This is a genomic window from Streptosporangium sp. NBC_01469 (genome assembly GCF_036227305.1).
Taxonomy (GTDB): domain Bacteria; phylum Actinomycetota; class Actinomycetes; order Streptosporangiales; family Streptosporangiaceae; genus Streptosporangium.
Map to the genome: position 1 here is coordinate 7,496,779 of NZ_CP109465.1, position 24,419 is coordinate 7,521,197.

Below are 24,419 nucleotides of genomic sequence, written 5' to 3' on the forward strand. Positions count from 1 at the left end.
CCGACCACAGGAATGCGGATGCTGCCACACTCCCCCGGACAACACCTCCCAGCGACTCCCGCTCCCCCGGACACGGGCGAGGTGCTCGAAGCCCTCACCCTGCTGGCCGAGCAGGTCGCGCGCGAGCACGAGCGGGCCGGGCACCGGGAGCAGATCATCGACCGGCTGCACGCGGAGAACCAGGAGTTGCGGCACGGCCTGCTGCAGGAGGCGCTGACTCCGGTCAGGGCGGGGCTGTACCGCCTGTACGACACCGTGCACCGGGAGGCCGCGCGCTGGCGGGGGCCGGAGACGCCCTCGGCCGAGCACGTCGGGGCGCTGCTGGAGGCGATCGCCGAGGAGGTCGCGGAGGTGCTCGCCCGCACCGGGGCCGAGCGCGTCGAGGCGGCCCCCGGCGACCCGTACGACACGGCCCTGCACCGGCCGGTACGGACCGAGCCGGTGGAGACCGGCCGCGACGGCCTGGTCGTGGCGGTGCTCGCCGACGGCTTCGCGACCGGCGACCGGGTGCTGCGCAAGGCGGGCGTGGTCGTCGGCAGAACCCCGGCCCCGGTTCCTCCGCTCCCGGGAGCGGAGGAACCGGAAGCGGAAGGCCGTGGAGCCGGAGCCAGAGGCGGTGGCGGTGGCGGAAGGGAGGAGCGGCCCGAGGAGAAGGCGGCGGAGCGGCGCGGCACGGCGGCACGGAACGGCGACGAGGGGAACGTGTGATGGCTGTTCACGGCATCGACCTGGGAACCACCTACTCCTGTATCGCGGGGGTCGACGACATCGGGCGGCCGACGGTGCTGCGCAACCAGGAGGACTCCGACACCACCCCGTCGGTGGTGTTCTTCGAGACGCCCGACAACGTCGTGGTCGGCGCGACCGCCAAGGACAGCGCGGTCGTCGAACCCGACCTGGTGGTCAGCAGGATCAAGCGGGACATGGGCCACGAGGTGACCCGCACCATGCACGGCCGCGCGTACACCCCCGAGGAGATCTCCGCCTTCGTGCTGCGCAAGCTCGCCGAGGACGCCCGGGTGGCGACCGGCGAGGAGGTCGCCGACGTGGTGATCACCGTCCCCGCCTACTTCGGCGCGGCCGAGCGGGACGCCACCCGCAAGGCCGGGCGGATCGCCGGTCTGAACGTCATCGACATCGTCTCCGAGCCCATCGCCGCGGCCATCACCTACGGCGTGCTCAACCCCGACCAGGACTGCCGCATCCTCGTCTACGACCTGGGCGGCGGCACCTTCGACACCACGGTGATCAGCCTGCGCGGCGGCGACATCGAGGTGGTGTGCACCGACGGCGACCACGAGCTCGGCGGCGCCGACTGGGACGACCGGCTGGTGGAGCACATGGCCGAGCGGTTCCGCGGCGAGCACCCCGACGTGGGCGACCCGCTGGAGGACAGGCAGACCGAGCAGCAACTGCGGCGCGACGCCGAGGAGCTGAAGAAGACCCTGACCTCCCGGACCCGGCACGTGGTACGCGTCATGCACGAGGGCCGGGTGACCAAGGTGGAGCTGACCCGCGAGGAGCTGGAGTCGCTCACCCGCGACCTGCTGGACCGGACGGTGGAGATCACCCGCAGGACCGTCGCGACCGCCGCGGGCAAGGGCGTGGACGGCTTCGACCAGCTGGTCCTGGTGGGCGGCTCGGCCAAGATGCCCGCGGTGACCGAGGCGCTGCGCGCGGAGTTCGGCGTCACCCCGCGCCTGCAGGACCCCGACCTGGCCGTCGCCAAGGGGGCGGCGCTGTACGCGTTCGAGGAGACCTACCGGCGGCTGCTGAGCGCGGGCGAGGGCGCGAAGGCCGAGGAGATGGCGGTCCGGGCGGGCCTGTCCGGCGGCCAGCGCGAGCAGATCGCCGGGCGGACCATCAAGACGGTCGCCTCCCGGGCCTTCGGGATCAGGACGACCGAGCGGACCAGCCGCCGCGAGTACGTCACCCACCTCGTCCACGCCAACGACCCGCTGCCCGCCGACGCCACCCAGGGCTTCGCCACCCTGGACGACTTCCAGAGCCACGTCGCCATCGAGGTCATGGAGCAGGCGGGCAGTGTCGCCTCGGAGGAGCCCGGGGACAACACCAAGATCGCTGAAGGTGATCTGCGCATTCCCCCCGGCAAGCCCGCCGGGTATCCCATCGAGGTCACCTTCGCCCTCGACGCCTCCGGCCTGCTGCACGTGACCGCCCGCGAGCACGAGACCGGCGAGCGGCTGGAGCTGCGCGTCCAGATCGGCGGCATGTCCGACGAGGACGTGGCACGCTCGCGCAACGCCCTAGCCCGCGTCCAGGTGAACTGAGCCGATGCCCTTCGACGAGGAGCGCTACGTCCGGGAGGTGCTCGACCCGGCCAGGCAGGCGGGCGGCACGCCCCCCGAGGATCTTCGCCTGCGCTACCAGCTGCGCGACTCGATGAGCGGCGCCGAGGTGACCTCGGCGGTCAGGCAGGTCCGCCAGTGCTGGCGCCGGCAGCGGCAGATGCTGAGGTTCCGCCGCCTGGTCGACCGCCTGGAGGCCGACCACGCGGGATACGCCCCGATCTTCGCCGCCGCGGCGGAGGGCGACCTCGGGCCGCTCCGCGCCGAGCTGCGCAGGGCGGGCGAGCGCACGGGCGAGCGGCTGGCGAGCCTGCGGCGCAGGCTCGACGACGCCGCCGGGCGGCTGCGGATGCTGCCCCCCGAGATCGTGCTCTCCATCGCCAGGTCCGCCGGGTCCGGGGCGCGCGACGCCGAACGGCTCGCCGCCGAGCTGGGCATCGAGGTGACCGAACCCGACCGTCTCCCCGAGGCGCCCCCGTACTCCGGGTACGCCAAGGCCCGCGAGGCCCTCGACACCCTCGGCAGGCGCCACCTGGCCGAGTTCGTCTTCGGGGAGCCGTGCCGGGGGATGCGGGTGCTGGGCGCCGTCTCCGTGCCGGGGGCGCCCTCCCTACCCGGCCGGATCGACCGGGTGGAGGCGGAGTGGGGGCGCAGGACGCGCGGCCCGTGGACGACCGGCGCCGGTACGGTGCTGACCGCGCTGCGCAACACCCCCGACCCCGCCGAGCTGATCCGCTACGACATCGTGGCCCGGCTGCGCGAGCGGGTCCGCGAGCACCCGTACGACGACACTCTGCTGCGCCACGCCGTCGAGGAGCTGGACCTCGACCAGGCCGACGCCCGGCGGCTGGTCTTCGCGGTGCGCCACGAGGGCGGGGCGGCGGGCGGTCCCGCGGCCCGGCTGCGCGAGCTCGTCGACGCCGGGGAGGTGCAGGCCGCCTCCGACCTCGCCGAGGCGCTGGACGGCCTGACCGGCGAGGCCGCCGAGCTGGCCGTCGAGATCCGCGCCCGGCTGGCCGAGGCCGTCCGGCTGCGCGACCTGGCACTGGCCTCCGGCGACCCGGACAGGGCGTGGATCGCGGTGCAGGACGCCCTGCGCAGGGTGCCCGACCTGCCGGGGGCGGCCGACCTGCTCGCGCGGCTGGCCCCGCACCCGGCGCGGGAGCCGCGCGCCGAGACGCGCGACGGCGCCGTGACGGTCACCTGGCGGCCTTCGGCGTCGCGGGCGGGCGAGATCTCCTACGAGGTGCTGCGCGACGGCGTCCCGCTCCCGGAGACGGGTGGCGCCGCGCCGCCGGGGACGGGTCCGGGGGCGGGTGACGTCCCGCCGGGCACGGCGGACGGCCTCCCGCCGAACGCGACCGGTGGCGTCCCGCCGAACGCGATCGGTGATGTTCCGCCGGACACGACCGGCGGGACGAGCGCGAGGGACGCCGCTCCCCCGGTGAACGTCCCGGTGACGTACGCGGTGGTCGCGCGTCGCGGTGCGGCCCGCGCCGCGCCGGTGGCCGCGGCGCCGGTGGTGGTGCGGCCCGAGCCGCGCGAGGTGCGGCTGGTCGCCGGGGACGGCGTGGTGACCGGCCGGTGGGTCACCCCCCGCGAGGCGCTGCGCGTGGTGGTCACGCGCGACGGGCGGCCGGTGCGGGTGGAGGGGTCCGGGTTCCGGGACCGTGAGGTGACCAACGGGACCGATCACGTGTACGTGGTCGGCGCCGTCTACCCCGGCCCCGGCGAGAGGACGACGGCCACCCCCGGCGTGCGCGTGGCCGTCACCCCGCACGCCCGCCCCGAGCCGGTCGCGGAGTTCGGCGTGGAGCCCGACCCGTCGGCGCCGGGGCGGCTGGTGGTGCGCTGCGCCGACCCCCCGTCGGGCAGGGTCGAGTTCCTGTCGCTGGAAACGGCGCCGCCCTGGCCGTACGGGACCACGCTGTCCCTGGACGAGGTGGGACGGGCGGGCAGGACCCTGTCCGGCACCCCGGTCGGGGGCGGGTGGCTGGTCCGCCCGGCCCACGGCTCCGGGGTGCTGGTGGCCCTCACGGTGGCGGGCGACGTGGCGACCGTCGGGGCACACCGCGAGCACCTCACCCTCGCGCCGCCCCTGGGACTGGTCGCGCAGCGGCGCGGAACCTCGATCCTCGTCGGGTTCGACTGGCCCGCCGAGGTCCCGGAGGTCGAGGTGCGGTGGTCGGGACGGTCACTGCCGGTCAGCGCGGCCTCGTACCGCGCCCAGGGCGGCGTGCGGCTCGACGCGCCCGAGGGCGATCCGGTGACGGTGGAGGTGGCCCCGGCCACCGTGGTGCGGGGCCGGCGGGTGTGCGGCCCGGCGGCGACGGTGTCCCTGGAGGCCGTCGTGCCCGTCGGCTACGACCTGCTCACCCGGGGCCCGCCGTGGAGGCGCTCCCTGGTGGTCGAGGTGAGTTCTCCCCGGCCGGTGCGGGTGGCCCGGCTGACCCTGGTGCTCAGGCCGGGCCCCAATCAGCCGCGCTCGCCGGAGCAGGGCAGGGTGCTCGCCGAGTGGACGGAGGTGACGCCCCCCGCCCGCTTCACGGTCCCGCTGCCCAGGCAGGCGGGACCGTACTGGCTGAGGTGTTTCGCGGAGGGCGACGTGGAGCTGGTCGACCCTCCGGTCCGCCGGATGAAGTCGGGATGAAATCGGCAGGATGAAGTCCGCAGTCCGCAGGATGAGACCGAGGCAGACATTGATCACGTGCCCGTACTGCTTCACCCGGGTGGCGCGCGACCGCGTCGCCTTCCGCTGCGCGGGGAGGGCGGGGCACGGCACGGGCTGCGATCCCCGGGCCGACGAGGTCCTCGGCCGACACCGGGGAGGCGCCGCGCCGTCGCTGCCGCCGGTGTTCTCGGTCCGGCGCCCCGGGCGGCGGGCCCGCTGCCCCGACTGCGGGCGGGAGACGGGGTGGCGCGCCTGCCCCGAGTGCCACAGCCGGCTGCCCGCCGAGTACTGCACCAACCCCGGGAAGATCGTCGCCCTGGTCGGCGCGAAGGGGTCGGGCAAGAGCACCTACATCGCGGTCCTGCTGCACGAGCTGATGAACCGGGTGGGCGCCGAGCTGGACGCCTCGCTGGTCCCCTGCGACGACCGCACCATCGAACGCTACCGGCAGGACTTCGCCCGCCCGCTGTACGGGGAGCGGCGGCTGCTGAGCGCCACCCGGCCCGCCGTGACCGACCTGCGGCGCGACCCGCTGGTCTACCTGCTGACCCGTACGGTCAGGGGGCGGATCCGCAGCCGTACGGAGTCGCTGACCCTGGTGCTGTTCGACACCGCGGGCGAGGACCTGCGCAGCAGGGACGTCGCCGAGCTGCACCTGCGCTACCTGGCGGCGGCCGACGCGGTGATCTTCCTGGTGGACCCGCTGGAGCTGCCGGGGGCCAGGGCGGCGCTGAGCGGCACGGCGCTCGCCCGGAGCGGTTCCCTGGAGGACGACCCCGACAGCGACCCGGTCAACGTCATCGGCCGGGTGACGGAGCTGCTGCGCCGCCGGGACGGCGGGCGCCTGCGGATCCCGGTGGCCGTCGCGCTCAGCAAGATAGACGCGCTCAGGCCGGCGCTGGAGAGGCAGTCGGTGCTGCACCGGGCCAGGACCCCGCTGGGCGCCCTCGACCTGGACGACAGGGAGGCCGTGGACGAGCAGGTCCGCGCGCTGATGGACGAGTGGCAGGCCGGGATGGTGGACCGCTACCTGCGCCAGAACTACACCGACCACGCGTTCTTCGGGCTGTCGGCGCTGGGCGCCGTACCGGAGGCGGACGCCGTCGGTGCGGGCGGCATCCGGCCGTACCGGGTGGAGGACCCGCTGCTGTGGCTGCTGTACAGGTTCAAGATGCTCGACGGCGTGCGGAGGTAGGGCGTGGTCTGGCAGCTGCACTACACGTCGGCGGAGTCGGGTCCCACCGGCCGCGCCGGGTTCCAGTTCGTCGCCCAGAGCCCCGGCCTGCCCGACGGGCTCGCGGGCGCGGTGGCACGTCACCTGACGTACCGGCCGCCGCCGGGGGCGCCGCTGTCGCCGAGCCGGGGGCAGATCCTCGCGATGCCCGCCGCGCTCGGCTACACCCCGCTCGACCACGGGCTCGACCACGGGCCCGGCCGGGAGCCCGGCCGCGGGGCGGTGCTGGCGCGCTGCGTCTACCTGGGCCGCGACTACTCGGGCCGGTACGGCAACTTCCTCGGCCACGCCGTCGTGCTGAGCGAGGACGACCTCGTGGGCCTGCGGCCGGTGGAGTTCTGGCGGGCGCCCCTGTGGTCGGACGCGCCCGCCGCGCCCGGCACCGAGCTGCCCGAGCTGGCCGAGCTGACCCCGGGCACCTCGGTGGACCCCGAGTCGCTGGGCGCCTGGCTGGCCTCCGGCGGCGAGGACGCCTACCGGCGGCTCGCGCTCCTGCTGCGGACCGTGCACGGGGCACTGACCCGGGGGCACGGGCGGCTGGTACTCGTCACCGGCGACGTCGAGGACGTGGTGCGCTGGATCGCGGTGATCTCCTACTCGCTGCCGTGGACGGCCTCGGCGAGACTGTCCTTCCTCACCTACAGCGCCGACCCCGCCTCGGCCCCCCAGATGATCGTCGGCACCACCCCCGACGTCTGGCTCCCCTCCGACATCGACGCGACGGTGGTGGAGCTGGACGAGGCGCCGCCCGAGGCCGAGACCGGCAGGTTCGCCGGGACGGTCGTCGGTTTCTGGCGCCGGATGGACCTGGACGGCATCGACGCGCTCGGCGAGTTCGGTGACGAGGACCCGGAGACGGTGGCGGCCCTGCTGGCCCTGTGCCGGGGAGACGGCTCGGTCTCGGCCGCCGAGCAGTCGGCCGTCGCCGGGCTGATCCAGGCCGCTTCCCCCTCCCCGGAACGACCGTCAACGGGACAGCCGTCGATGGAACGGCCATCGGCGAGGCCTCCGGCAGCGGAACGGCTGCCGACGGAGCGGCCGTCTTCGCCGGGACGGTCGCCGGCGGGACGGGCGACGGTACCCGGCTGGGTCTGGGCCGGCCTGGGGCGGGCGGCCGGTCTGATGGGTCACGAGCTGGCCGCGGCGGTGTGCGCGGCGGGTCCCCCGGAGGCCGTCGCGCCGTGCGCCGTCCGCTGTGCCGCGCTGGCCATGCGCGACCCCTCCCTGCCACCACCCGCCCGGCCGCTGACCGTACGGGACGCGAGGGCGCTCGCCCCCGAGGCCGCGGCGGCGCTCGGCGCGGCCCGCGACCTCGCGGCGCTGGCCGGGGTGGTCAGGAACGCCGACGCCGCCGGGGTGCCGGTGGACGCGACGGATGTCGAGCGGACGGTCGCCGAGCTGGTGAGGGCGGGCGGCGAGGGGCTCGCGGAGGCGGTGGGACGGGTCCCGCACGGTCTGCGTGAAACGGTGCTGGCCGGCGCGGTGACCGGACTGGAGGGCACCTCCTCCAGGATCAGGTCGAGGCTGCTGACCCCCGAGGTGTGTGCGCTGCTCGCCGTCCGCGACTGGCCCGCCGCCCCGCGTACCGGGGCCGAGGTGCTCCGGTGGCTCGTCGAGTCCGGCAGGCTCGGCCGGGTCGAGGCGACGATCGCGCTGGTACGGCTCGCGTGGCCCGCGCCGGGCGAGGAACCGGAGGGGAAGGCGGACGGAGAGACGGGCGGACGCGAGGCGGCGGGCGAGAAGGCGAGCGGGGATACGGACGGAGAGGCATCAGGGCGCGGGGCGGCGGGCGGGGAAAAGGCCGGGGAGCCGAGCGGAGGGACGGCCGAGGCCGCAGGGAAGGCGACAGGGAAGGCGATCAAGGAGACGGCCGGGGAGGCTAGCGGGGATACGGACGGGGGGCGCGACGCCGTCCTGGCCGCCATCTGGCGGGACCCGCCGGACGCCGCCGAGTGCACGCTGCTGCTGCGGACGCTGGGCGACGCGATGAACGTCTCCACCCACCTTCTCGACCTGCCCGCGCGCGTCTTCCATCGGGCCGGGCTGAAGGGACCCGAGGTGGAGGGGCTGGCCGAGCAGGTCAGGCGGAGCATGTCCGGCGGCTACCCGGTGGACGACGCGGAGACCGCGCTCATCGCGTCGCGGCTGGCCGGCGCGCCCACCCCCGCCGAGGCGGCCCGCGCCGTCGACCAGCTGACCGAGCTGACCCGCGAGGGCGACAGGAACCTGGCCCCGCTGGCACGCAGGACGGCCGCGGGGGCACTGGCCGGACGCGACCCGCGCTTCCGTACGACCGTGATGAAGCGGACCTCGGAGCGGACGCGGCGGTGGCTGGTGTCCGCGTGGCTGGCCGCGAGGATCGACCGTGACGAGCAGCTCGCCCTGCTGGAGATCGCGATCCGGCTGCGGAGCGACGGGGTGGTGATCGCGACCCTCGACGAGTGGGCGCGTTCCCATGTCCGCAACTGGTCGCTGTTCGGGTCGGTGGAGGCCCGTTTCAAACGGGACCCGGAGCTGGCGGCCGGGCTGCGGGAGCTGACGGGGCCCAGGCGGCGGCTCTTCGGCCGGGGAGAGCGCTGATGCGCGCCGCGCCGGCCCGGTCGCGGAGGACCACCTCGATCACGAGGGATCACCCCGTTCCGGGGTCGCGGAGGATCACCCCGGTCACCGGGGAAGCGCGGACGACCGGCGGGCACTGATGTGGATCTTCGTGGTGGCGCTGTGGGTGGTGGCCGTCTGGCTGGGCGTCATGGCGGCGACCATCCTGCTCCCGCTGACCCTGGCCGCCACCACGCTGGGCGCGGTCGGCGTGTACTTCACGCACGCGGGACGGGTCCTGCTGCCCGCCCCCGTGTCCGGCCCCTCTCCGGTCAGGCTCCCCTCCGGCGGCCCGGACGGCGACCCGGTCTACCCGCACTACCTGGTACGGCAGGTCTGGCGGGACTGGTGGGCCGTCATCGGTGCCGCGCTGCCCGCCATCGGCGACACCGCGGGCACCGTCGTCTCCGCGACCACGCGCAAGCTGATGGGTGACGTCCAGGGCTTCTTCCTCTTCCCGATCTGGCTGGCGATCTGCGGGGGCGTGGTGCTGGCCGCCGTACCGCTGGCCGCCGTCGGTGTCCTGCTCGCCGCCGTCCACGGCGTGACCGTGCTGGCGGGCATGCTGGCCTGGCTGGCGTGCGTGGCGGTGCTGCGCGGGCTCGAACAGGTGCTCGCGCTAGTCCGGCGGATCCTGCAGACCTGTCCCTACCCGGGTTGCTACGAGCGGATCACCCTGCCGCACTATTCCTGTCCCACCTGCGGCGAGCGGCACCGCAGGCTCACCCCCGACCTGAACGGCGCCGTCCGGCACGTGTGCCGGTGCGGTACCCGGCTGCCGACGACGATCGCGCTGGGCCGGTTCCGGCTGCGGGCCCACTGCCCGCGGTGCGATCGCGCGCTGCCCGCCAGGATCGGCCGGGTCAGGGTGGAGCCCCTGCCGTTCGTCGGCGGCCCGGACGCGGGCAAGACCACCTTCATGGCCCTGGCCGTCAACGCCCTGCACGGCTCGGTGACCGCGGCGGGAGGTCACGCGCTGTTCGCCGACAAGGGCGACGAGATGTCCTTCCGTCGCCTCCGCGAGCAGCTGCGGGCGGGCAGGGTCGACAAGACCGGCACCGACCTGCCCCGGGCCGTGATGCTGGACGTCAGCGTCCCGGCGACCCGGCGGCGGGAGGGCGACCGGATCCTCTACCTGTTCGATCCCTCCGGCGAGCACTACACGGGCGCCGCCACGGTGGAGGCGATGGGATACCTCGCCCACGGCGAGGCCCTGCTGCTGGTCATCGACCCGTTCGCGCTGCCCGAGGTGCAGGACCACCTGCTGGCCGCCGAGCGCGAGGAACTGGCCGCCAGGGGCGTGGTGCTCTCCGGAGAGGACCCGGCCGACACCTTCAGCCGGGTCGTCACCGAACTGGCCGCCCGCTCCGACGGGGGCGGCCAGCGGCGGGTCGCGGTCGTGCTCACCAAGGCCGACCTGCTGCGCGGGATCGCGGCCGGGCGCGGCGCCGAGGACGACCTGCCGGGCTGGCTGACCCGGATGGGGATGGGCAACCTCGTACGGGAGGTGACCCGGCGCTCGGCCGGGCTGCGCTACTTCGCCTCGGGGCTGCCGCCCAGGGGCGAGGAGATCGCCGAGCTGATCGGCTGGCTGGTGGGCCTGCCCCTCGGCGGCCGTACCCGTGGCACGGCCGCCGACCCGGCGGCAGGCGAACGCGGCACCGGCGAGCGCGGCACCGGTGAACAAAGGGCGGGTGAACAGGGAGCGGGAAAGCAGGGAGCGGGTGAACAGGGAGCGGGTGAACAGGGGGCGGGTGAACAGGGGGCGGGCGACCTCGTCGCCGGTGACCCGCGCACGCCCTGGACACCGTCGTCCCGCCCCGCGGATCTGCTCCCGCTCAGCTACCTCCTCGCCCGCCGCGTGATCTTCGGCGCCACGGTCCTGCTCTCCGCCGGCCTGATCGTCCTGCTGGCCGCCGCCCTGTGGCGGATCAACGCGGGCGACGTGACGGCCGCCCTGTCCCTGACCGGGTAGCGGACGGCACGACCGCCGTCATGTCTCCGGCGGGGTGACCGGCTCGGTCCTGGCGGGGCGGCGGAGGACGCGACCGCGGCACCGTCCCTCCTGCCTCCGGGTAGCGGGCGGCGCGGGCCCGCGCGGAGCCGGGGTGGCGGGCGGCGCAGGGGCCGCCTCGGCCCGTACGGGGCCGGGGTGGCGGGTGCCGGGGATCGATCGGGAGAGAACCCTTTCTCACGCGCCGTGCGATAGATGAGATGTGAGTCTTTTCTCCCCGTGGCGGCGGGACCCTCCCCCCGTCACCACCGAGAGCGGTGACGCCGAGCTGATCGCCGCGATCGCCGCCGAGAGCATGACCGCGCTGCGTATCCTGCACCGGCGGCACGCCCCCTGGCTGCGTGCGCGCCTGGCACGCCGCTGCGCCGACCCCGACGCGGTCGACGACGCCCTCCAGGACACCTTCATGGCCGTCTGGCGGTCCGCCGCGCGCTTCAGCCCGGTCGGTGACGACGCCGCCGGGTGGCTCTGGACGATCGCGATGCGCAGGCTGGTGTCGGTGCTGCGCGGTCGCGGGGCGCGCTGGATCGGCCAGGGCCACGACCTCGACGAGGCACGCGGCACCGTCGAGTCGGCCGAGGACCTGGTCCTGGTCCGCGTGGAGCACGGTGACCTCGACGCGGCGATCCGCAGGCTCACGCCCGAGCTGCGCGCGGTCATCCAGGCCACCGTGCTCGACGGCCTCACCGTCAGGGAGGCCGCCCAACTCCTCGGTATCCCCGAGGGCACCGTCAAGACCCGCGCGATGCGCGCGAGGGCGCGTCTGCGAAAGGACCTGGCATGAGCGTGCGCCGCGAGCCCGGAGAGGTGGGCGACCGATGAGCACCTGGCACATCCCCGGCGACCTGCTGGACAGCTATCTGGCCGGAGAGCTGGACCCGGTACGGGCCATGTCGGTCGACGCCCACCTGGGGGGCTGCCCGGTGTGCCGGGCGGCCGTCCCGTACGAGCGGGAGTGGCTTGAGAGTTCCTGGCTGCGTCTTGAGGACCGGGCGGGCCTGCCCCGGCCGCGTCCGGCCGAGCGGCTGCTGCGCCTCGCCGGCCTGCCCGGCCATGTGGCGCGGCTGGTGACGGTGACGCCGGCGCTCGGCAGGGCGTGGCCGGTCGCCGTACTCGCCGTGCTCGCCTTCGGCGTGCTCGCGGCGAGGCACACGGCCGACGCCCTGCCGTTCTTCCTGGTGGCCGCCCCGGTGCTGCCTCTGGCCGGTATCGCCGCCGCCTACGGCCCGCGCGTCGACCCCGTCCACGAGCTGCTGGCCGCCACCCCCCTGGCGGGGCCGCGCCTGCTGCTCGTGCGCTCGACCGCCGTCCTCACGGTGGCGTCCGTGCTGGCCGGTCTCGCCTCGCCGCTGCTGCCCGCCCCGCCGGGGCTCAGCGCCGCGTGGCTGCTGCCCGCGCTCGTGGCGACCTCGGGCTGCCTGGCGCTGTCCACCCGGCTGCCCGTACCGATGGCCGCGCTCACCGCGGGCGGGCTGTGGCTGGCCGGTGTCGCCGCCGCGACCGGGGCGGGGGGCAGCTGGCGGGTCCCGTTCCAGCCGGGCGCGCAGATCCTGTACGGCTGCGTGGCCGCCCTTCTCGCCGTACTCGTCTACCGGCGGCGCGGCCGCCTCGACCCGGGGGAGTCTCGTTGAGCATCATTGTCAAAGGCCTGGTCAAGCACTACGGCCGCAACCGTGTCCTGGACGGCCTCGACCTGACCGTCACACCGGGCGTCACCGGCCTGCTCGGGCCGAACGGGGCGGGCAAGACGACGTTACTGCGCTGTCTGGCCACCACGCTCGCCCCCGACTCGGGCACCATCGACGTCCTCGGGCTCGATCCCGGGGACCGGCTCCAGCGCACGGCGCTACGCCGCAGGCTCGGTTACCTGCCGCAGGACCCCGGCTACTACCCGCACTTCACCGCGTTCGACCTGGTCGACTACGTGGCGATCCTGAAGGAGATGACCGATCGGCGCGAGCGCCACCGTGAGGTGCGGCGGGTGCTGGCGGAGGTGGGGCTGTCGGACCAGGCGAAGGTTCGCGCGCGCAAGCTGTCGGGCGGCATGCGCCAGCGCCTGGCGTTCGCGCAGGCGCTGCTGGGCGAGCCGGCCGTGCTGATCCTGGACGAGCCGACCGTGGGCCTCGACCCCGAGCAGCGGATGCGGTTCAGGGCGCTGGTGTCGAAGGTGGGTGAGAGCCGTACCGTGCTGCTGTCCACCCACCAGACCGAGGACGTCGCGGCGTTGTGCGAGCGGGTGGTGACCGTGGACGAGGGCCGGGTGGTCTTCGACGGGACGCCCGGCGAGCTCGCCGCGACGGCGGCGGGGAGGGTGTGGCTGTCGGGGCGGCCTCCCGCCGGGTCACAGCTGTTCTGGCGCACGGCCGACGGCCGCTACCGCACCCTCGGCGACCGGCCGGAGGACGGCGTGCCGGCGGAGCCGGGGGTCGAGGACGGCTACCTGCTCCTGCTCGGCGACCGCGCGCGGGCGGTGGTGGCGTGACCGGGCACACGACCGGACGCGCGACCGAAAGCGCGACCGGAAGCACGGCCGGACACGCGACCGAAAGCACGGCCGGAAGCATGGCCGGACACGCGACCGAAAGCACGGCCGGACGCGTCGCCGGTCGCGGTACGACGGACCGCGGGGAAGATCGGACTCCGGGCGACGGGGCCACCCGCCCCCTCCCCCGACGCGGGACACCGACCCTCCCCCACCGCGGGACACCGGTCCTCTTCCGTCGCGGAACGTCCTGGGAGCTCTTCGTCTTCGAGACGCGCCGCCTGGTACGGAGCCCGATCCTGTGGGCCGTGGCGGCGCTCGTCCTGGCGGTGCAGACGTACCTGAGCCGCGACCAGCAGCCGGACCTGAACATCGATCCGATCGCCGCGACGGGCATGGCCTCCTGCCTGGCCGGAGCCGTGTTGCTCGTGGCGAACCTCACCACCTCCCGTGACGGCCGGCACGGCATGCCGGAGAGTCTCGCCGGGCTGCCCGCCGGCGCGGAGCACAGGACGAGGGCCGTACTGTTCGCGGCGCCGCTGGTCGGCGGCCTGTCGGCGGCAGTGGTGCTCGGCCTCTATCTCGTCATCCGTCTCCTGTCGGGGCCCGTGGCCGGGACTCTGGACCCGTACGAGCCGCTGACCGCGGTGGCCGTCTCGGCGTTCGCGGCCGCGCTGGGAGTGGCGGTGGGCCGGTGGCTGCCCTGGCTGATCTCGGGGCCGCTGGTCATCGCGGCGCTCGGATTCCTGATCTTCCAGAATCCGGTCAACGGGCCGGCGGGCTGGTGGCTGCCGGTGATGCAGCGCCACTGGCCCGACTGGCCCGACCGGCCCTCGGGCACGCACCTGGTCTACGTGCTGGCCCTGGTCGTCCTGGCCGGCGGGGTCGCGTCGCTGAGGTACGGTCTCCGGCCGGCGCCCCTGGTCGCGGTGGTCGCGGCCGTCGCCGTGGCGGTGCCGACGGGGGTCACGGCGGCGGCGGTACGGCAGGGCTCCGCGATCGGCTCCGCCTGGACGGCCGGGGACGATGTCGATCCACGCCTCCGGGACCGCTTCCTCGGATCGCGCTCGCACCGGTGTGAGGAGCGCGGCGGGATCACCTACTGCGCCTATCCCGAGTACGTCCCGTGGATCCCGCTGTGGGAGGAGGCCATCGGGCCGGTGGTGCGGGCCGTACCGCCGGAGCGGAGGCATCTGGTGCCACAGGTTCGGCAGATGTCCTCGTCCTGGTTCTTCAACGAGGACATCGAGGCTCGCGCCGTGCGGCCGAGCATGTCCTGGGGGCATCCCGACCAGCGAAAACGACTCGCCGAGGACCTGTCGCTGCACGTCGCGGGATTTCACCCCATGTGCGACGCCCGCGGGCAGGCACGCACCCTGGTGATGCTCTGGCTGATCGGGCAGACGGCACCGGTCACGCGACCCCAGTCACTGCAGATCGACAGCAGGCTGAGCAGGAGAAGCACGATCGACTACGGCGACGCCGAGGTCGGTTACGCCAAGCGGCTCCTCGCCTCCCCCGGCGCGCGCGAACGCGTCCGGGCTCACTGGGACACGCTCATGAGGCCCGCCACCACGCTCGAACGAGCGCTGCCGCTGCTGGGCCTCGACCGGGAGTTCCCCATCTCGAAACCGGAGGGCACGCCATGTCGTTGACGATCGGAGAGCGGGAGAGAACGCGGCGGGCGCCCGGGAGCGGCACTCCCCCGGCGAGTTCCGGCGGGCCCGGGGCCCGGCGGGTGCGCACGGCTCTCGCCCTGGCCCGGCCGCTCGCGCGGGCGATCGACTGGGCGCCGCTCGCGGCCGTCACCGTTTTCCTCACCGCCCTGGTGTCGCTGGTCGAGGTGGGAGACGAGCTGTCGGCCGGTACCGCGCTCAACCTGATGCGGGTCGGCGGCACCCTGCTCGGCGGGGCGGCGGCGTTCGCGCTGGTCGACCCGGTGGCCGCCAACGCGGGGCCGGCCCCCGTGCCCCGCTGGGTCCGGCAGGGGCTGCGCTGCCTGCTCGCCGGCGCCGTCGCGACGGCCGTCTGGCTGGGCGCCTTCGCCGTCGTCGTCTCCCGCCTTCCCACGGGTCAGCTGTTCCCGCTCTCCGATCTGCTGGTCGAGGCCGTCGTGTGCCTGGGCGTCGGGCTCGCCGCCGCGGCGACCGCCGCCCGGTTCACCTCCGGGCGGCAGGCCGCCATCGCCGCCATCGTGGTCCAGCTCATGCTCGTGCTGGCCACCGTGCTCCTGCCCCCGGGGTTCCAGCTGTGGCCGCCGACGTGCGGGTACGGCCACTGGTACGAGGCGCACCGCTTCTGGCTCGTCATGTCGCCGCTCCCGCTGCTGTGGCTGGCGGCGGCGAACCGGGACGTCCGCTGACCGGATGGTCCCGGCGGCCCGTCCCCGGACGGAGCGGCGTGACGTCTCCGCCGTCCCGTCCTCGGACGGGTTCGTGATCCGGACGGTTGTGACCGGGAGGGAATGGGCGGGGCCGCCGGATCGGGGGCGGGGCGCGACCGGTTCGCGGGGGGCCGCTATTTTTCCGGGCATGACGATCGCCCGTTCACTGCTGTTGTTCGCGCTGGCCGCCGTCGCCGAGATCGGCGGTGCCTGGCTGGTCTGGCAGGGGGTCCGCGAGCAGCGGGGCCTGTTGTGGATCGCCGCCGGAGTCATCGCGCTGGGGGCGTACGGGTTCGTCGCCGCGTTCCAGCCGGACCCCAACTTCGGCAGGGTGCTGGCCGCCTACGGCGGGGTGTTCATCGCCGGGTCCCTGCTGTGGGGGATGCTGGCCGACGGCTTCCGCCCCGACCGCTGGGACCTGATCGGCGCGGGAGTGTGCCTGGCGGGGGTCGCTCTGATCATGTACGCCCCGCGCGGCTGAATCTGGAGAAACTCCCACAAAGTGCTCGGCGACTTTAAATGAGTCCGCTGCCCTCGATGCACCTGAAACGGGTGAGGACGAGTGCCGCGCGACCTCGCCGCCACCCCTTCTCGAAACCCTGTGGGCATGGCGCCGCGGGCCGCCGGGCCCCCGGACAGGACGTCCGGGGGCCCGGCGGGGCGACGGGAGGGTTCAGCGGGTGGCGTAGGCGCGGATCACCTCCTGCCTGAGGGTGTTGCCCTGCTTGTCGGAGGCGTTCAGCCGCAGGGAGACAAAGCCGTTGCCCCCGGACCCCCGGTCGAGCTGCGCCCGGTAGGATCCGGCGCCCGTGGAGGTGAGCCGCCGCACGGGCTTCCAGCTCGCACCGTCGTTGTACGACACCTCCAGTGAGACGTTCTTGACGGCGCTTCCGGCCGAGCCCTCCTGGTGGTAAAGCGTCAGGCCGATGGAGGAGGGGTTGCCCCGGTTCTCCTTGTCGAGCGCGATGTCGTAGTCGGCGAGCAGCAGCGGGATGACGGTCTTGGCGCCCTCCGCCGTGCGTTCCGAGGTGAACGTCCAGACGGAGCCGGTCTTCGTGGACAGCTTGGCCCAGCTCGCCTGGTTCTCCACGGTGAACTCGACGCGGTAGCCCGCTTTCTCCGCCGGGAGGTCGACGGTGCCCGCGGGCATGTAGTCCGTCTCCGCGATCAGTTCCTCTCCCTTGTACACCTTGAACTTGGTGCGCAGTCCCCGCTCGAAGTCGCTCGTGTACGCGGCGGCGAAGTTGCGGCTCGCGTCCACGAAGCCCTGCATGGAGACGAACAGCAGGTCGTCCTCCCTGCGTACCGGGTGGCGCGGGTCGACCCCCGGCGTCAGCGGCTGCTTGAACCAGGTGACGTCGGCCTTCTGCCCCGGCCGGACGTAGGTCCGGGTCTGCGGATCGTTGAGCTCCACGCGCGGCGTCTGGGGACGCGGCCACGCGTTGCCGTACGGCCGCTCGGGCGTGGTCACGCCGCTGTTCCAGCGCACCTCCGGGTCGGGGACGATGTAGGTGACCCGAGTGCGGGGCGTACGTGGCAGGGGCAGGCTCGTGGTGACTGAGGCGGTGTCCCAGGGCTGGAAGGCAAAGCGTGCCTCGTTCGCCACCACGTCACCGGCGAGCTGGGTGTGGAAGTCGGCCTCCTCCTTCGCCAGCGACTTGGTGTTCACGACGTAGCGCAGGTCGTCGGGCACCCGGCCCTTCTCCCGCAGGAACAGGTCGTACTGGTAGGGGCTCACCACGACACCCTTGGCCACGACCGGTACGGGGGCGCGTCGCGCCAGGGAGAGCAGCTTCTCTCCCTCCTCCCGTGACAGCCACACCGTCGGGACGGTGAGCTTCATGACCACCCCGCCCGGGGAGGGGTTGGCTCCGGGGCGGTCGTTGTAGATCGCCACCATCTTCGCGCCCGCAGCGGCCGCGTTGTTGGACTGGACCGCGACCGGGATCCCGTCGCTGCGCCGGATCAGGGCCAGCTTGCCGCGCAGGTTCCCGCCCTTGAGGTCCTCGGGCCTGCCCTGCCCGGCGTCGGCGGCGAGCAACAGCTCCGTACCGTCCAGCCTGGGCATCTCGGTGAAGTGGTCGCTGAACCACTGCGGCGCGTAGTAGTCGGGGTTCAGCTCGGTACCGGGTGCCTTCATGGTGATGGCGGGCGCGTCGAGGCGCCATTGGGTGCCGACGGAGAAGGTGCCCCTCGTGACCTTCCTCGTCGGCTGGACGAACAACCGTTCCTCGATCAACGCCCCGGGCCTGAGGTACGTGCCGCCCAGGTTCGGGGTGTCCCCCTTCACCGCCGACCGGTACCACTTGAGGTACGCGGCGGCCCCCATGTTGCGCTTGGTCTCGTGGTCGGGGGTCTGGACCTTGACCTCGACGGCCTTGCGGGCGTCCAGCACGATCTCGGTGTTCTTGGTGATCCGTATCTCCGGGTCGCCGGCAAGGCTCACATTCAGCGGCGTCCCCTTCGAGTTCGTGCTGTCCTCCCAGGCGGGCATCGTGAAGAGGTGGCCGAGCACGGAGTAGGTACCCTGTGGCACCAGCAGGCAGGTCCCCACATCGTACGGGTCCGCCGAGCAGGGCCGGGTGGCGTCGTTCGGCAGGACGCTGCCGAGGAGCGTGCCCCGCTCCAGGTCGAGCACTTCGAACCCGCCGTGCGCCGGACGGCCGTCCCTGGCGATGCCCCTGATCCGCAGTTCCACGCGCGGCTCGTCGATGTTCCCGGTGAGCAGCGTCCGCACGCCCCCGCGCTGCGGCACGCTCGCCACCAGTTCCCCCCGCAGCGGGCCAAACGGGGCACCGGCGGAGTCGAGGGTGACGGTGACCTCGGCCGTGCCCCCGGCCGGGAGGGCGACCGTCGCCGGTGACACGGTGAACGTCCCGGTCGCCTTCAGCGCGAGCTGTACGGGCGCGGTGGTGACGTTGCGGTAGGTGAGCTTACGGACGACCCGGTCAGCGCCCTTGACGACGTTACCGAACCCGAGCGTGCCCTCGGAGGCCACGACCTGTCCGGCGAGCGCCGCGGCGACGTCCACCCTGCCGCCGCCCTGCTCGTCGACGGTGTTGCCGTCCTGATGCCTGGCCGTGCCCATCATCAGGGCCTTCAGCTCGCCCGCGCCGATGCCGGGCCGGGCCTGCCGCAGCAGGGCCGCGGCCCCCGCCACGTGCGGGGTGGCCATGGACGTGCCGGAGACACCGGTGTAGAACTCGCCGGCCTCGTCGCCGAGCAGCGTCCCCTTGGCCCGTGCCGCGACGATGCCCACGCCGGGCGCGGTGAGGTCGGGCTTGACCGAGAAGTCGGTGGGCACGGGGCCTCGGCTGGAGAAGTCCGCGAGCTTGTCGGCGCGGTCCACGGCGCCGACGGTGAGCGCCGACGCCGCGTCGCCGGGGGCTCCGACGCACCTGTCACAGCCCCGGTTGCCCGCCGCGATGACGAAGAGCGCGCCGTGGCGCCGCGTCAGCGCGTCCACGGCGTCGGTGAGCGGGCCGCCGGGCTCCGGGCTGCCGAGGCTCATGTTCACGATGTCGGCGCGCTTCTCGGCGACCGCCCACTCCATGCCGTCGATGATCCCCGACATGCTGCCGGAGCCGTCCGCGCCCAGCACCTTGCCGTTCAGCAGCTTCGCGCCGGGGGCCACGCCCTTCAGCCGCCCGCCGGAGGCGGCTCCGCTGCCCGCGATGGTGTCGGCGACGTGCGTGCCGTGCCCGTGGCGGTCGGCCGCGTCGTTCTCCCCGGTGAAGTCCCGCGCGTCCGCGACCTTCCCGGCCAGGTCGGGGTGGCCCGCGTCCACTCCGGTGTCGAGCACCGCCACGGTCGTGCCGGTCCCGTCGAACCCGGCCGCCCACGCGGCGGGCGCGGAGATCTGCGGGACGCTGTGGTCCAGGGCGACCCGCACCCGCCGGTCGAGCCAGATCTTGTCGATTCCCGCCAGCGGAGCCGCCTTCTGACTCTCGGTACGGTCTCGCTGTCCGCCCTCGCTGCGGGCGAGAGCGGCCAGCGCGCCGCCGAGTTCCGCAGCCTGTTTCTTGTCCGCCGACATCCCGGCGCCGGCGATGCTCTCCAGCCGGCGTGTCAGGCTGGTCCCCGGGATCGCGGGCGGCGGCGCCGCGGCGGCGAGGGCCTGGTCGGTGTAGGTCATGATCAGCGGAACCGTCCCGCTGGCGGAGTCGGCGCCTCCCTGGTCGATCAGCGCCGTCACGTTGAACAGCTCGGGATCGAGACGGTGCGGGACCAGGCCGATGACGTCGTTGGGGATGACGCTGACCTCTCCCCTGTCCTCCAGCACCTGGAAGGTCGGGATGTGGCCGTCCTCGCGGCGGGCCGGGGTGACGGTGGCCGTCTGGCGGCCGTCGTCGAGGAGCCTGACATGGACACGGTCGCCGGTCACCAGCGTGACGTCGAAGGTGTCCGGCTTCGTGGTGAACGTGCCCGGCTTGGCCGTGGCGGCGTTCGGGCCACCCGGGGCGTTCCTCGCCTGGGCGTTGTCGATCGCGGCGGACGCGGGGGCCCCGAGTGCGGCACCGCACGCCGTGGCCACGGCGACGGCCGCTACCCATCTTCGCATCAACGGACCTCCGGAATACAATAAGTAGATCGACCGAATTCCTAACGGCCAGGAGTTGGGCGTGTCCATGCTTCTCAGGTGGCCAGAACATGACTTGTCGTAAACCCGTCACCTGGCTGTGACGGGACCCGCCTACGTTCGGTTCGCACGGCAAGGAGGCTCGGAGGGGGACCGACGTCATGGACCGGCGACTGCTGGACGGGCTCGGCGTCACGGCGACCGAGGAGGGGGCCTACCGCGCGCTGCTGCGCCACGGCCCGGCCACGCTGACCGAGCTGGCCGCCGAGGCCGAGGCGTCGGTGGCCGGGCTGCGCCGGATGCTGCCGCGCCTTGAGGACCTGGGCCTGGTCGCGCGCCTGGCCGGCCGCCCGCTGCGGCTGATCGCCACGCCGCCGCACCTCGCGCTGGACGCGCTGGCCGCGCGGCGCCAGAAGGAGATCGCGCACAGCCGCGCGGCGGCGGCCCTGCTGGCCGCCGAGGTCGCCGACCGTACCGGGCCGCAGCCCGAGGAACTCGTCGAGGTCGTCATCGGCCAGGCGGCCGTGGCCAGGCGCTACCTGCAGATCGAGCGCAACGCGACCGAGGAGTTCCTCGTACTGGTGCACCCCCCGTACGCCGTCGACGTCGGCACCGACCTGGAGGAGTGGGCTCCGCGATCCTGGCCGATGGTCAGGGGGATCTACGGCCCGCGCGCGTTCGAGGACCCGAGCATGTTCGAGCACACCCGGCGGGCGATAGCCGAGGGCGAGCAGGCGCGTCTCGGCCACGTCCCGATGAAGCTGGCCGTGGCCGACCGCCGGACCGCGATCCTGCCGCTGGGCTCGGAGGAGGACCAGGCGGTGGAGAGCGCGCTCGTCGTGCACCCCTCCGCCCTCCTCGACGCGCTCGTCGGACTGTTCGAGCTGCTCTGGCGGGCCGCCACCCCCCTGCGCCCCACCGCCCTCCGCTCCCCCGATCCCGGCCCCGGTGGAGCTCCACGGGCCGGGACGCCCCCGGCGCCGCCGGCCCCGCGGGAGGACTTCGACACGGACGTGCTCACGCTGCTGGCGGCCGGGCTGACGGACGACGCGATCGCGCGGCAACTGAACATCAGCCCGCGTACGGTCCAGCGCCGGGTACGCTCCCTCTGCGACCACCTCGGCGCGGGCACCCGCTTCCAGGCGGGCCTGCTCGCCGCCCGCCAGAACCTCCTGGGCGGCTGACACCGCGAAGGTGGGTCGTTTCACCTATCGTCTCTGATATATCTCCCGTATCGGGAAATGCTTTGCGGTTACCCTTGGACCGTGCCCGTCTACGTGGCCGTGGATCTCGGACCTGAGAGCGGCCGGGTATTGACCGGCGAATTCGATGGTGAACGGCTCGCGGTGCGGGAAGTGCACCGCTTCGCCAACCGGCCCGCCCGCGTTCTCGACGGCCTTTACTGGGACGTGCTGGGACTTCTCACCCAGGCCCGCGGGGGCATCGCGCTGGCCGCCGCCCGGGGCCGCCTCACCAGCGTGGGCGTGAGCGCCTGGGGCGGCGACTTCGCGCTCCTCGACCGCGACGGGCGGCTGCTGGCCAACCCCCGCCATCACCTCGACCCCTACACCTCCGGCCTGGCGGGGCTCGTCTCCTGGCAGGACCACTACGAGCTGACCGGCGTCCATCCGGGGCCGGGCACCACGGCCTGCCAGCTGCTGGCGCACGCCGGGTCCCCGCTCCTGGAGGCGGCCGACCACCTGGCGATGATGCCGGACCTGTTCACGCTCTGGCTGAGCGGCGAGATGCTCGCCGAGCGGACGATCGCGAGCACCAGCCAGCTGCTGGACGCCAGGACCGGCCGCTGGGCCGGCAGCCTCGTCACCCGCCTGGGCCTGCCCCGCCACCTGTTCGCCGACCGGCTCACCGAGCCCGGCACGGTCGCCGGGCCGCTGCGCGGCGAGAGCGGCGGGAACGGGAGGGGGCCCGGCGCGACCATGGTCGTCGCGGTGGCCGGCCACGACGCCGCCTCCGCGACGGCGGCGCTTCCCGTCTCGTCCGGCTCGGTCGGCTACATCTCCTTCGGTCCCCGCTCGCTGGCGGGGCTGGAGCTCGACGCGCCGGTCACCAGCCGGGAGGCCAGGATGGCGGGCTTCACCAACGAGGGCGGCGTCACGGGGACCGTGCGCTTCACCCGGGCACTCAACGGCCTGCAGCTGCTCCAGGAGTGCCGCAAGGCCTGGGGGGTGCGCACCTCGTACGCGGATCTGGTCGCCGAGGCCGCCACCGCGCCCGCGTTCGGCCCCCTGATCGACCCCGGCCATCCGTGGTTCCTCGAACCCGGCAACGTGCCGGCCAGGATCGCGGCCTACTGCCGGTCGACCGGCCAGACGCCACCCGCAGGCCGCGCGCAGACGGTGCGCTGCCTCCTGGAGAGCCTCGCCTGCTCCTACCGGTGGGCCCTGGAACAGGCCGAGTTCCTCAGCGACCGGCGGGTGGAGGCCGTGCACCTCGTGGGGGGCGGGGCCTCCAGCGACACCCTCTGCCGGCTCGTCGCCGACTTCGCCGGGCGGCCGGTGCTCGCGGGCCCCGTGGAGGCGACCGCCGTGGGCAACCTGCTGGTCCAGGCGATGGCCGACGGCCGGGTCGGCTCCCTCACCGAGCTGCGCGAGGTGGTCCGCCGCTCGTTCAGGCCCCGGCCGTTCCCGCCCGCAGGGCAGCGGGAACCGTACGAGATCGCCTACTCCCGCTACCGGCAGCTGACCGGGATCGACGGGTTCTGGAACGGTACGGGGCCCGAGCCGGCCGCCGGGCACCGGACGCGCCCGGCCCGTCACGCCGCGTCGACGACGTCGGCACCGTCGATGCCGTCGACGACGCCGGTGCGGTCGGTGCGCCCGGTGCCGTCAGTGGGACTCACGGGCGACCGCGTCACCGCCGGAGCCGACGAGGAAGTCGAGGTCGGCACTCCGGGGGGCCCGCATCACGTGGTCGACGTAAGGGCGTTCCCAGCCCCGTGACGGCCCGGCGAAGGCCGCCCGCATCGCGTCCGAGGGGTGACGCCTGGTCAGGTCCCCATTTGCCGAACGGTAGTCTACGGAACCCGATTCTCGTACCTCCGGCTCCGCCCGGCGGCGCCGTCTGGAAGGTTCCATCCGTGAGAGCGTTCGTCGTGACCGGGCCTCGCCGCTTCGCCGTGCTGGACGTCGAGCCGCCGGTTCCCGGCCCCGGGCAGGTCGTGGTCGACGTGGAGCGGGCCGGGGTGTGCGGCACCGACATGGAGTTCTTCAGCGGCGAGATGGCCTATCTCGAGGAGAGTCACGCCCGTTATCCCATGCGGCTCGGCCACGAGTGGTGCGGGACGGTCTCCTCCGTCGGCGAGGGCGTCGACGGAGGCTGGATCGGCACCCGCGTCACGGGTGACACCATGCTCGGCTGCGGCAGGTGCCGCCGCTGCCTGGGCGGGCTGCAGCACGTGTGCGAGGACCGCTTCGAGATCGGCATCCGGGGCGGGTGGCCCGGCGCCCTCGCCGAACGGCTTCCCGTGCCGGTCACGGCGCTGCACGCCCTGCCGGACGCGGTCGACGCGGTGGCCGGGGCGATGGTCGAGCCGGGCGGCAACGCGCTGCGGGCCGTCGAGGCCGCGGCCCTCGCCCCCGGCGACCGGCTGCTGGTGCTGGGACCGGGGACGATCGGCCTGCTCGCCGCCCGGTTCGCCCTGGCGCACGGGGCGGAGGTGCACATCATGGGCCTGTCGGAGCCGTCGCTGGAGTTCGCCCGCACCCTCGGGGTGCACGGGGCGTGGACCTCCGACCGGCTTCCCGATCTCCCGTTCGACGCCGTCATCGACGCCTCCAACGCCCCCGGCCTGCCCTCCCTCGCCGTCGACCTGGTGGAGCCTGGCAGGCGGGTGGTCTACATCGGCCTGGCGCCGAGCCCCAGCGCCGTCGACACCCGCGTGCTGGTGCTCAAGGACGTCACGGCCGTCGGCGTCCTGAGCGCCTCGCCCGGCCTGGCCGGGGCGATCGAGCACTACGCCTCGGGCTCGGTGGACCCCCGCCCGCTGGTGGCGGCCGTCGTCGGGCTCGACGAGGTGGGCGAGATCCTCTCCGGATCCCGCCCCGCGGGATCCGGTCCCGGCCCCAAGATCCACGTCGATCCCCGGGCCTGACCGGTTCCGCGCCGGCGCGGGCGTGGGCGCCTCTTCTC

General features: G+C 74.2%; 16 protein-coding genes. 15 read left to right on the forward strand and 1 reads right to left on the reverse strand.

The window, feature by feature from the left end:
- Positions 1 to 18 precede the first annotated feature (18 nt).
- The 12 genes from OG587_RS33050 (at position 19) to OG587_RS33105 (ending at position 16,172) form a co-directional block, all read left to right on the forward strand.
- Positions 19 to 708: a nucleotide exchange factor GrpE gene (locus tag OG587_RS33050; protein WP_329082281.1), complete on the forward strand. Its 690-nt coding sequence runs from the start codon at positions 19 to 21 to the stop codon at positions 706 to 708.
- Positions 708 to 2,291: an Hsp70 family protein gene (locus OG587_RS33055; RefSeq protein ID WP_329082283.1), complete on the forward strand. Its 1,584-nt coding sequence runs from the start codon at positions 708 to 710 to the stop codon at positions 2,289 to 2,291. Before OG587_RS33050 ends, OG587_RS33055 begins: the two co-directional genes overlap by 1 nt.
- A gap of 4 nt (positions 2,292 to 2,295) precedes the next feature.
- On the forward strand, positions 2,296 to 4,959 hold the full coding sequence (locus OG587_RS33060; protein WP_329082285.1) for a hypothetical protein: 2,664 nt from the start codon (positions 2,296 to 2,298) through the stop codon (positions 4,957 to 4,959).
- Positions 4,960 to 4,969: 10 nt separating this feature from the next.
- Positions 4,970 to 6,175: a TRAFAC clade GTPase domain-containing protein gene (locus tag OG587_RS33065; protein WP_329082287.1), complete on the forward strand. Its 1,206-nt coding sequence runs from the start codon at positions 4,970 to 4,972 to the stop codon at positions 6,173 to 6,175.
- Between the two features lie 3 nt (positions 6,176 to 6,178).
- Positions 6,179 to 8,794 (forward strand): GAP1-N2 domain-containing protein, encoded by a 2,616-nt coding sequence (locus OG587_RS33070; protein ID WP_329082289.1) that lies wholly within the window; start codon positions 6,179 to 6,181, stop codon positions 8,792 to 8,794.
- Between the two features lie 118 nt (positions 8,795 to 8,912).
- Complete coding sequence (locus OG587_RS33075; RefSeq protein WP_329082291.1) at positions 8,913 to 10,787, forward strand: TRAFAC clade GTPase domain-containing protein; 1,875 nt, start codon at positions 8,913 to 8,915, stop codon at positions 10,785 to 10,787.
- 241 nt (positions 10,788 to 11,028) lie between these two features.
- Positions 11,029 to 11,610: an RNA polymerase sigma factor gene (locus OG587_RS33080; RefSeq protein ID WP_329082293.1), complete on the forward strand. Its 582-nt coding sequence runs from the start codon at positions 11,029 to 11,031 to the stop codon at positions 11,608 to 11,610.
- Positions 11,611 to 11,644: 34 nt separating this feature from the next.
- On the forward strand, positions 11,645 to 12,457 hold the full coding sequence (locus OG587_RS33085; RefSeq protein ID WP_329082294.1) for a zf-HC2 domain-containing protein: 813 nt from the start codon (positions 11,645 to 11,647) through the stop codon (positions 12,455 to 12,457).
- Positions 12,454 to 13,308, forward strand: coding sequence for an ATP-binding cassette domain-containing protein (locus tag OG587_RS33090; protein WP_329082296.1), 855 nt, complete (start codon positions 12,454 to 12,456; stop codon positions 13,306 to 13,308). The genes OG587_RS33085 and OG587_RS33090 overlap by 4 nt, the downstream gene beginning before the upstream one ends.
- A gap of 308 nt (positions 13,309 to 13,616) precedes the next feature.
- Entirely contained in the window at positions 13,617 to 14,963 is a 1,347-nt protein-coding gene (locus tag OG587_RS33095) for a hypothetical protein (protein WP_329082299.1), read from the forward strand.
- Positions 14,954 to 15,670, forward strand: coding sequence for a hypothetical protein (locus OG587_RS33100; protein ID WP_329082301.1), 717 nt, complete (start codon positions 14,954 to 14,956; stop codon positions 15,668 to 15,670). The genes OG587_RS33095 and OG587_RS33100 overlap by 10 nt, the downstream gene beginning before the upstream one ends.
- A 169-nt stretch (positions 15,671 to 15,839) precedes the next feature.
- Positions 15,840 to 16,172 carry a YnfA family protein gene (locus OG587_RS33105; RefSeq protein WP_329082303.1) on the forward strand — a complete coding sequence of 111 codons (333 nt, stop codon included), beginning with the start codon at positions 15,840 to 15,842 and terminating at the stop codon, positions 16,170 to 16,172.
- A 192-nt stretch (positions 16,173 to 16,364) separates the two neighbouring features.
- Here the strand turns inward: OG587_RS33105 and OG587_RS33110 are convergent, their stop codons facing one another.
- Complete coding sequence (locus OG587_RS33110) at positions 16,365 to 20,252, reverse strand: S8 family peptidase (RefSeq protein ID WP_329082304.1); 3,888 nt, start codon at positions 20,250 to 20,252, stop codon at positions 16,365 to 16,367.
- Between the two features lie 179 nt (positions 20,253 to 20,431).
- Between OG587_RS33110 and OG587_RS33115 the strand changes: the two genes are divergently transcribed.
- From OG587_RS33115 to OG587_RS33125, 3 genes are all read left to right on the forward strand, one after another.
- On the forward strand, positions 20,432 to 21,454 hold the full coding sequence (locus OG587_RS33115; RefSeq protein WP_329082305.1) for a helix-turn-helix transcriptional regulator: 1,023 nt from the start codon (positions 20,432 to 20,434) through the stop codon (positions 21,452 to 21,454).
- Positions 21,455 to 21,535: 81 nt separating this feature from the next.
- Positions 21,536 to 23,230: a rhamnulokinase gene (locus tag OG587_RS33120; RefSeq protein ID WP_329082307.1), complete on the forward strand. Its 1,695-nt coding sequence runs from the start codon at positions 21,536 to 21,538 to the stop codon at positions 23,228 to 23,230.
- A 137-nt stretch (positions 23,231 to 23,367) separates the two neighbouring features.
- Positions 23,368 to 24,381 carry a zinc-dependent alcohol dehydrogenase gene (locus OG587_RS33125; protein WP_329082310.1) on the forward strand — a complete coding sequence of 338 codons (1,014 nt, stop codon included), beginning with the start codon at positions 23,368 to 23,370 and terminating at the stop codon, positions 24,379 to 24,381.
- Positions 24,382 to 24,419: the final 38 nt, after the last annotated feature.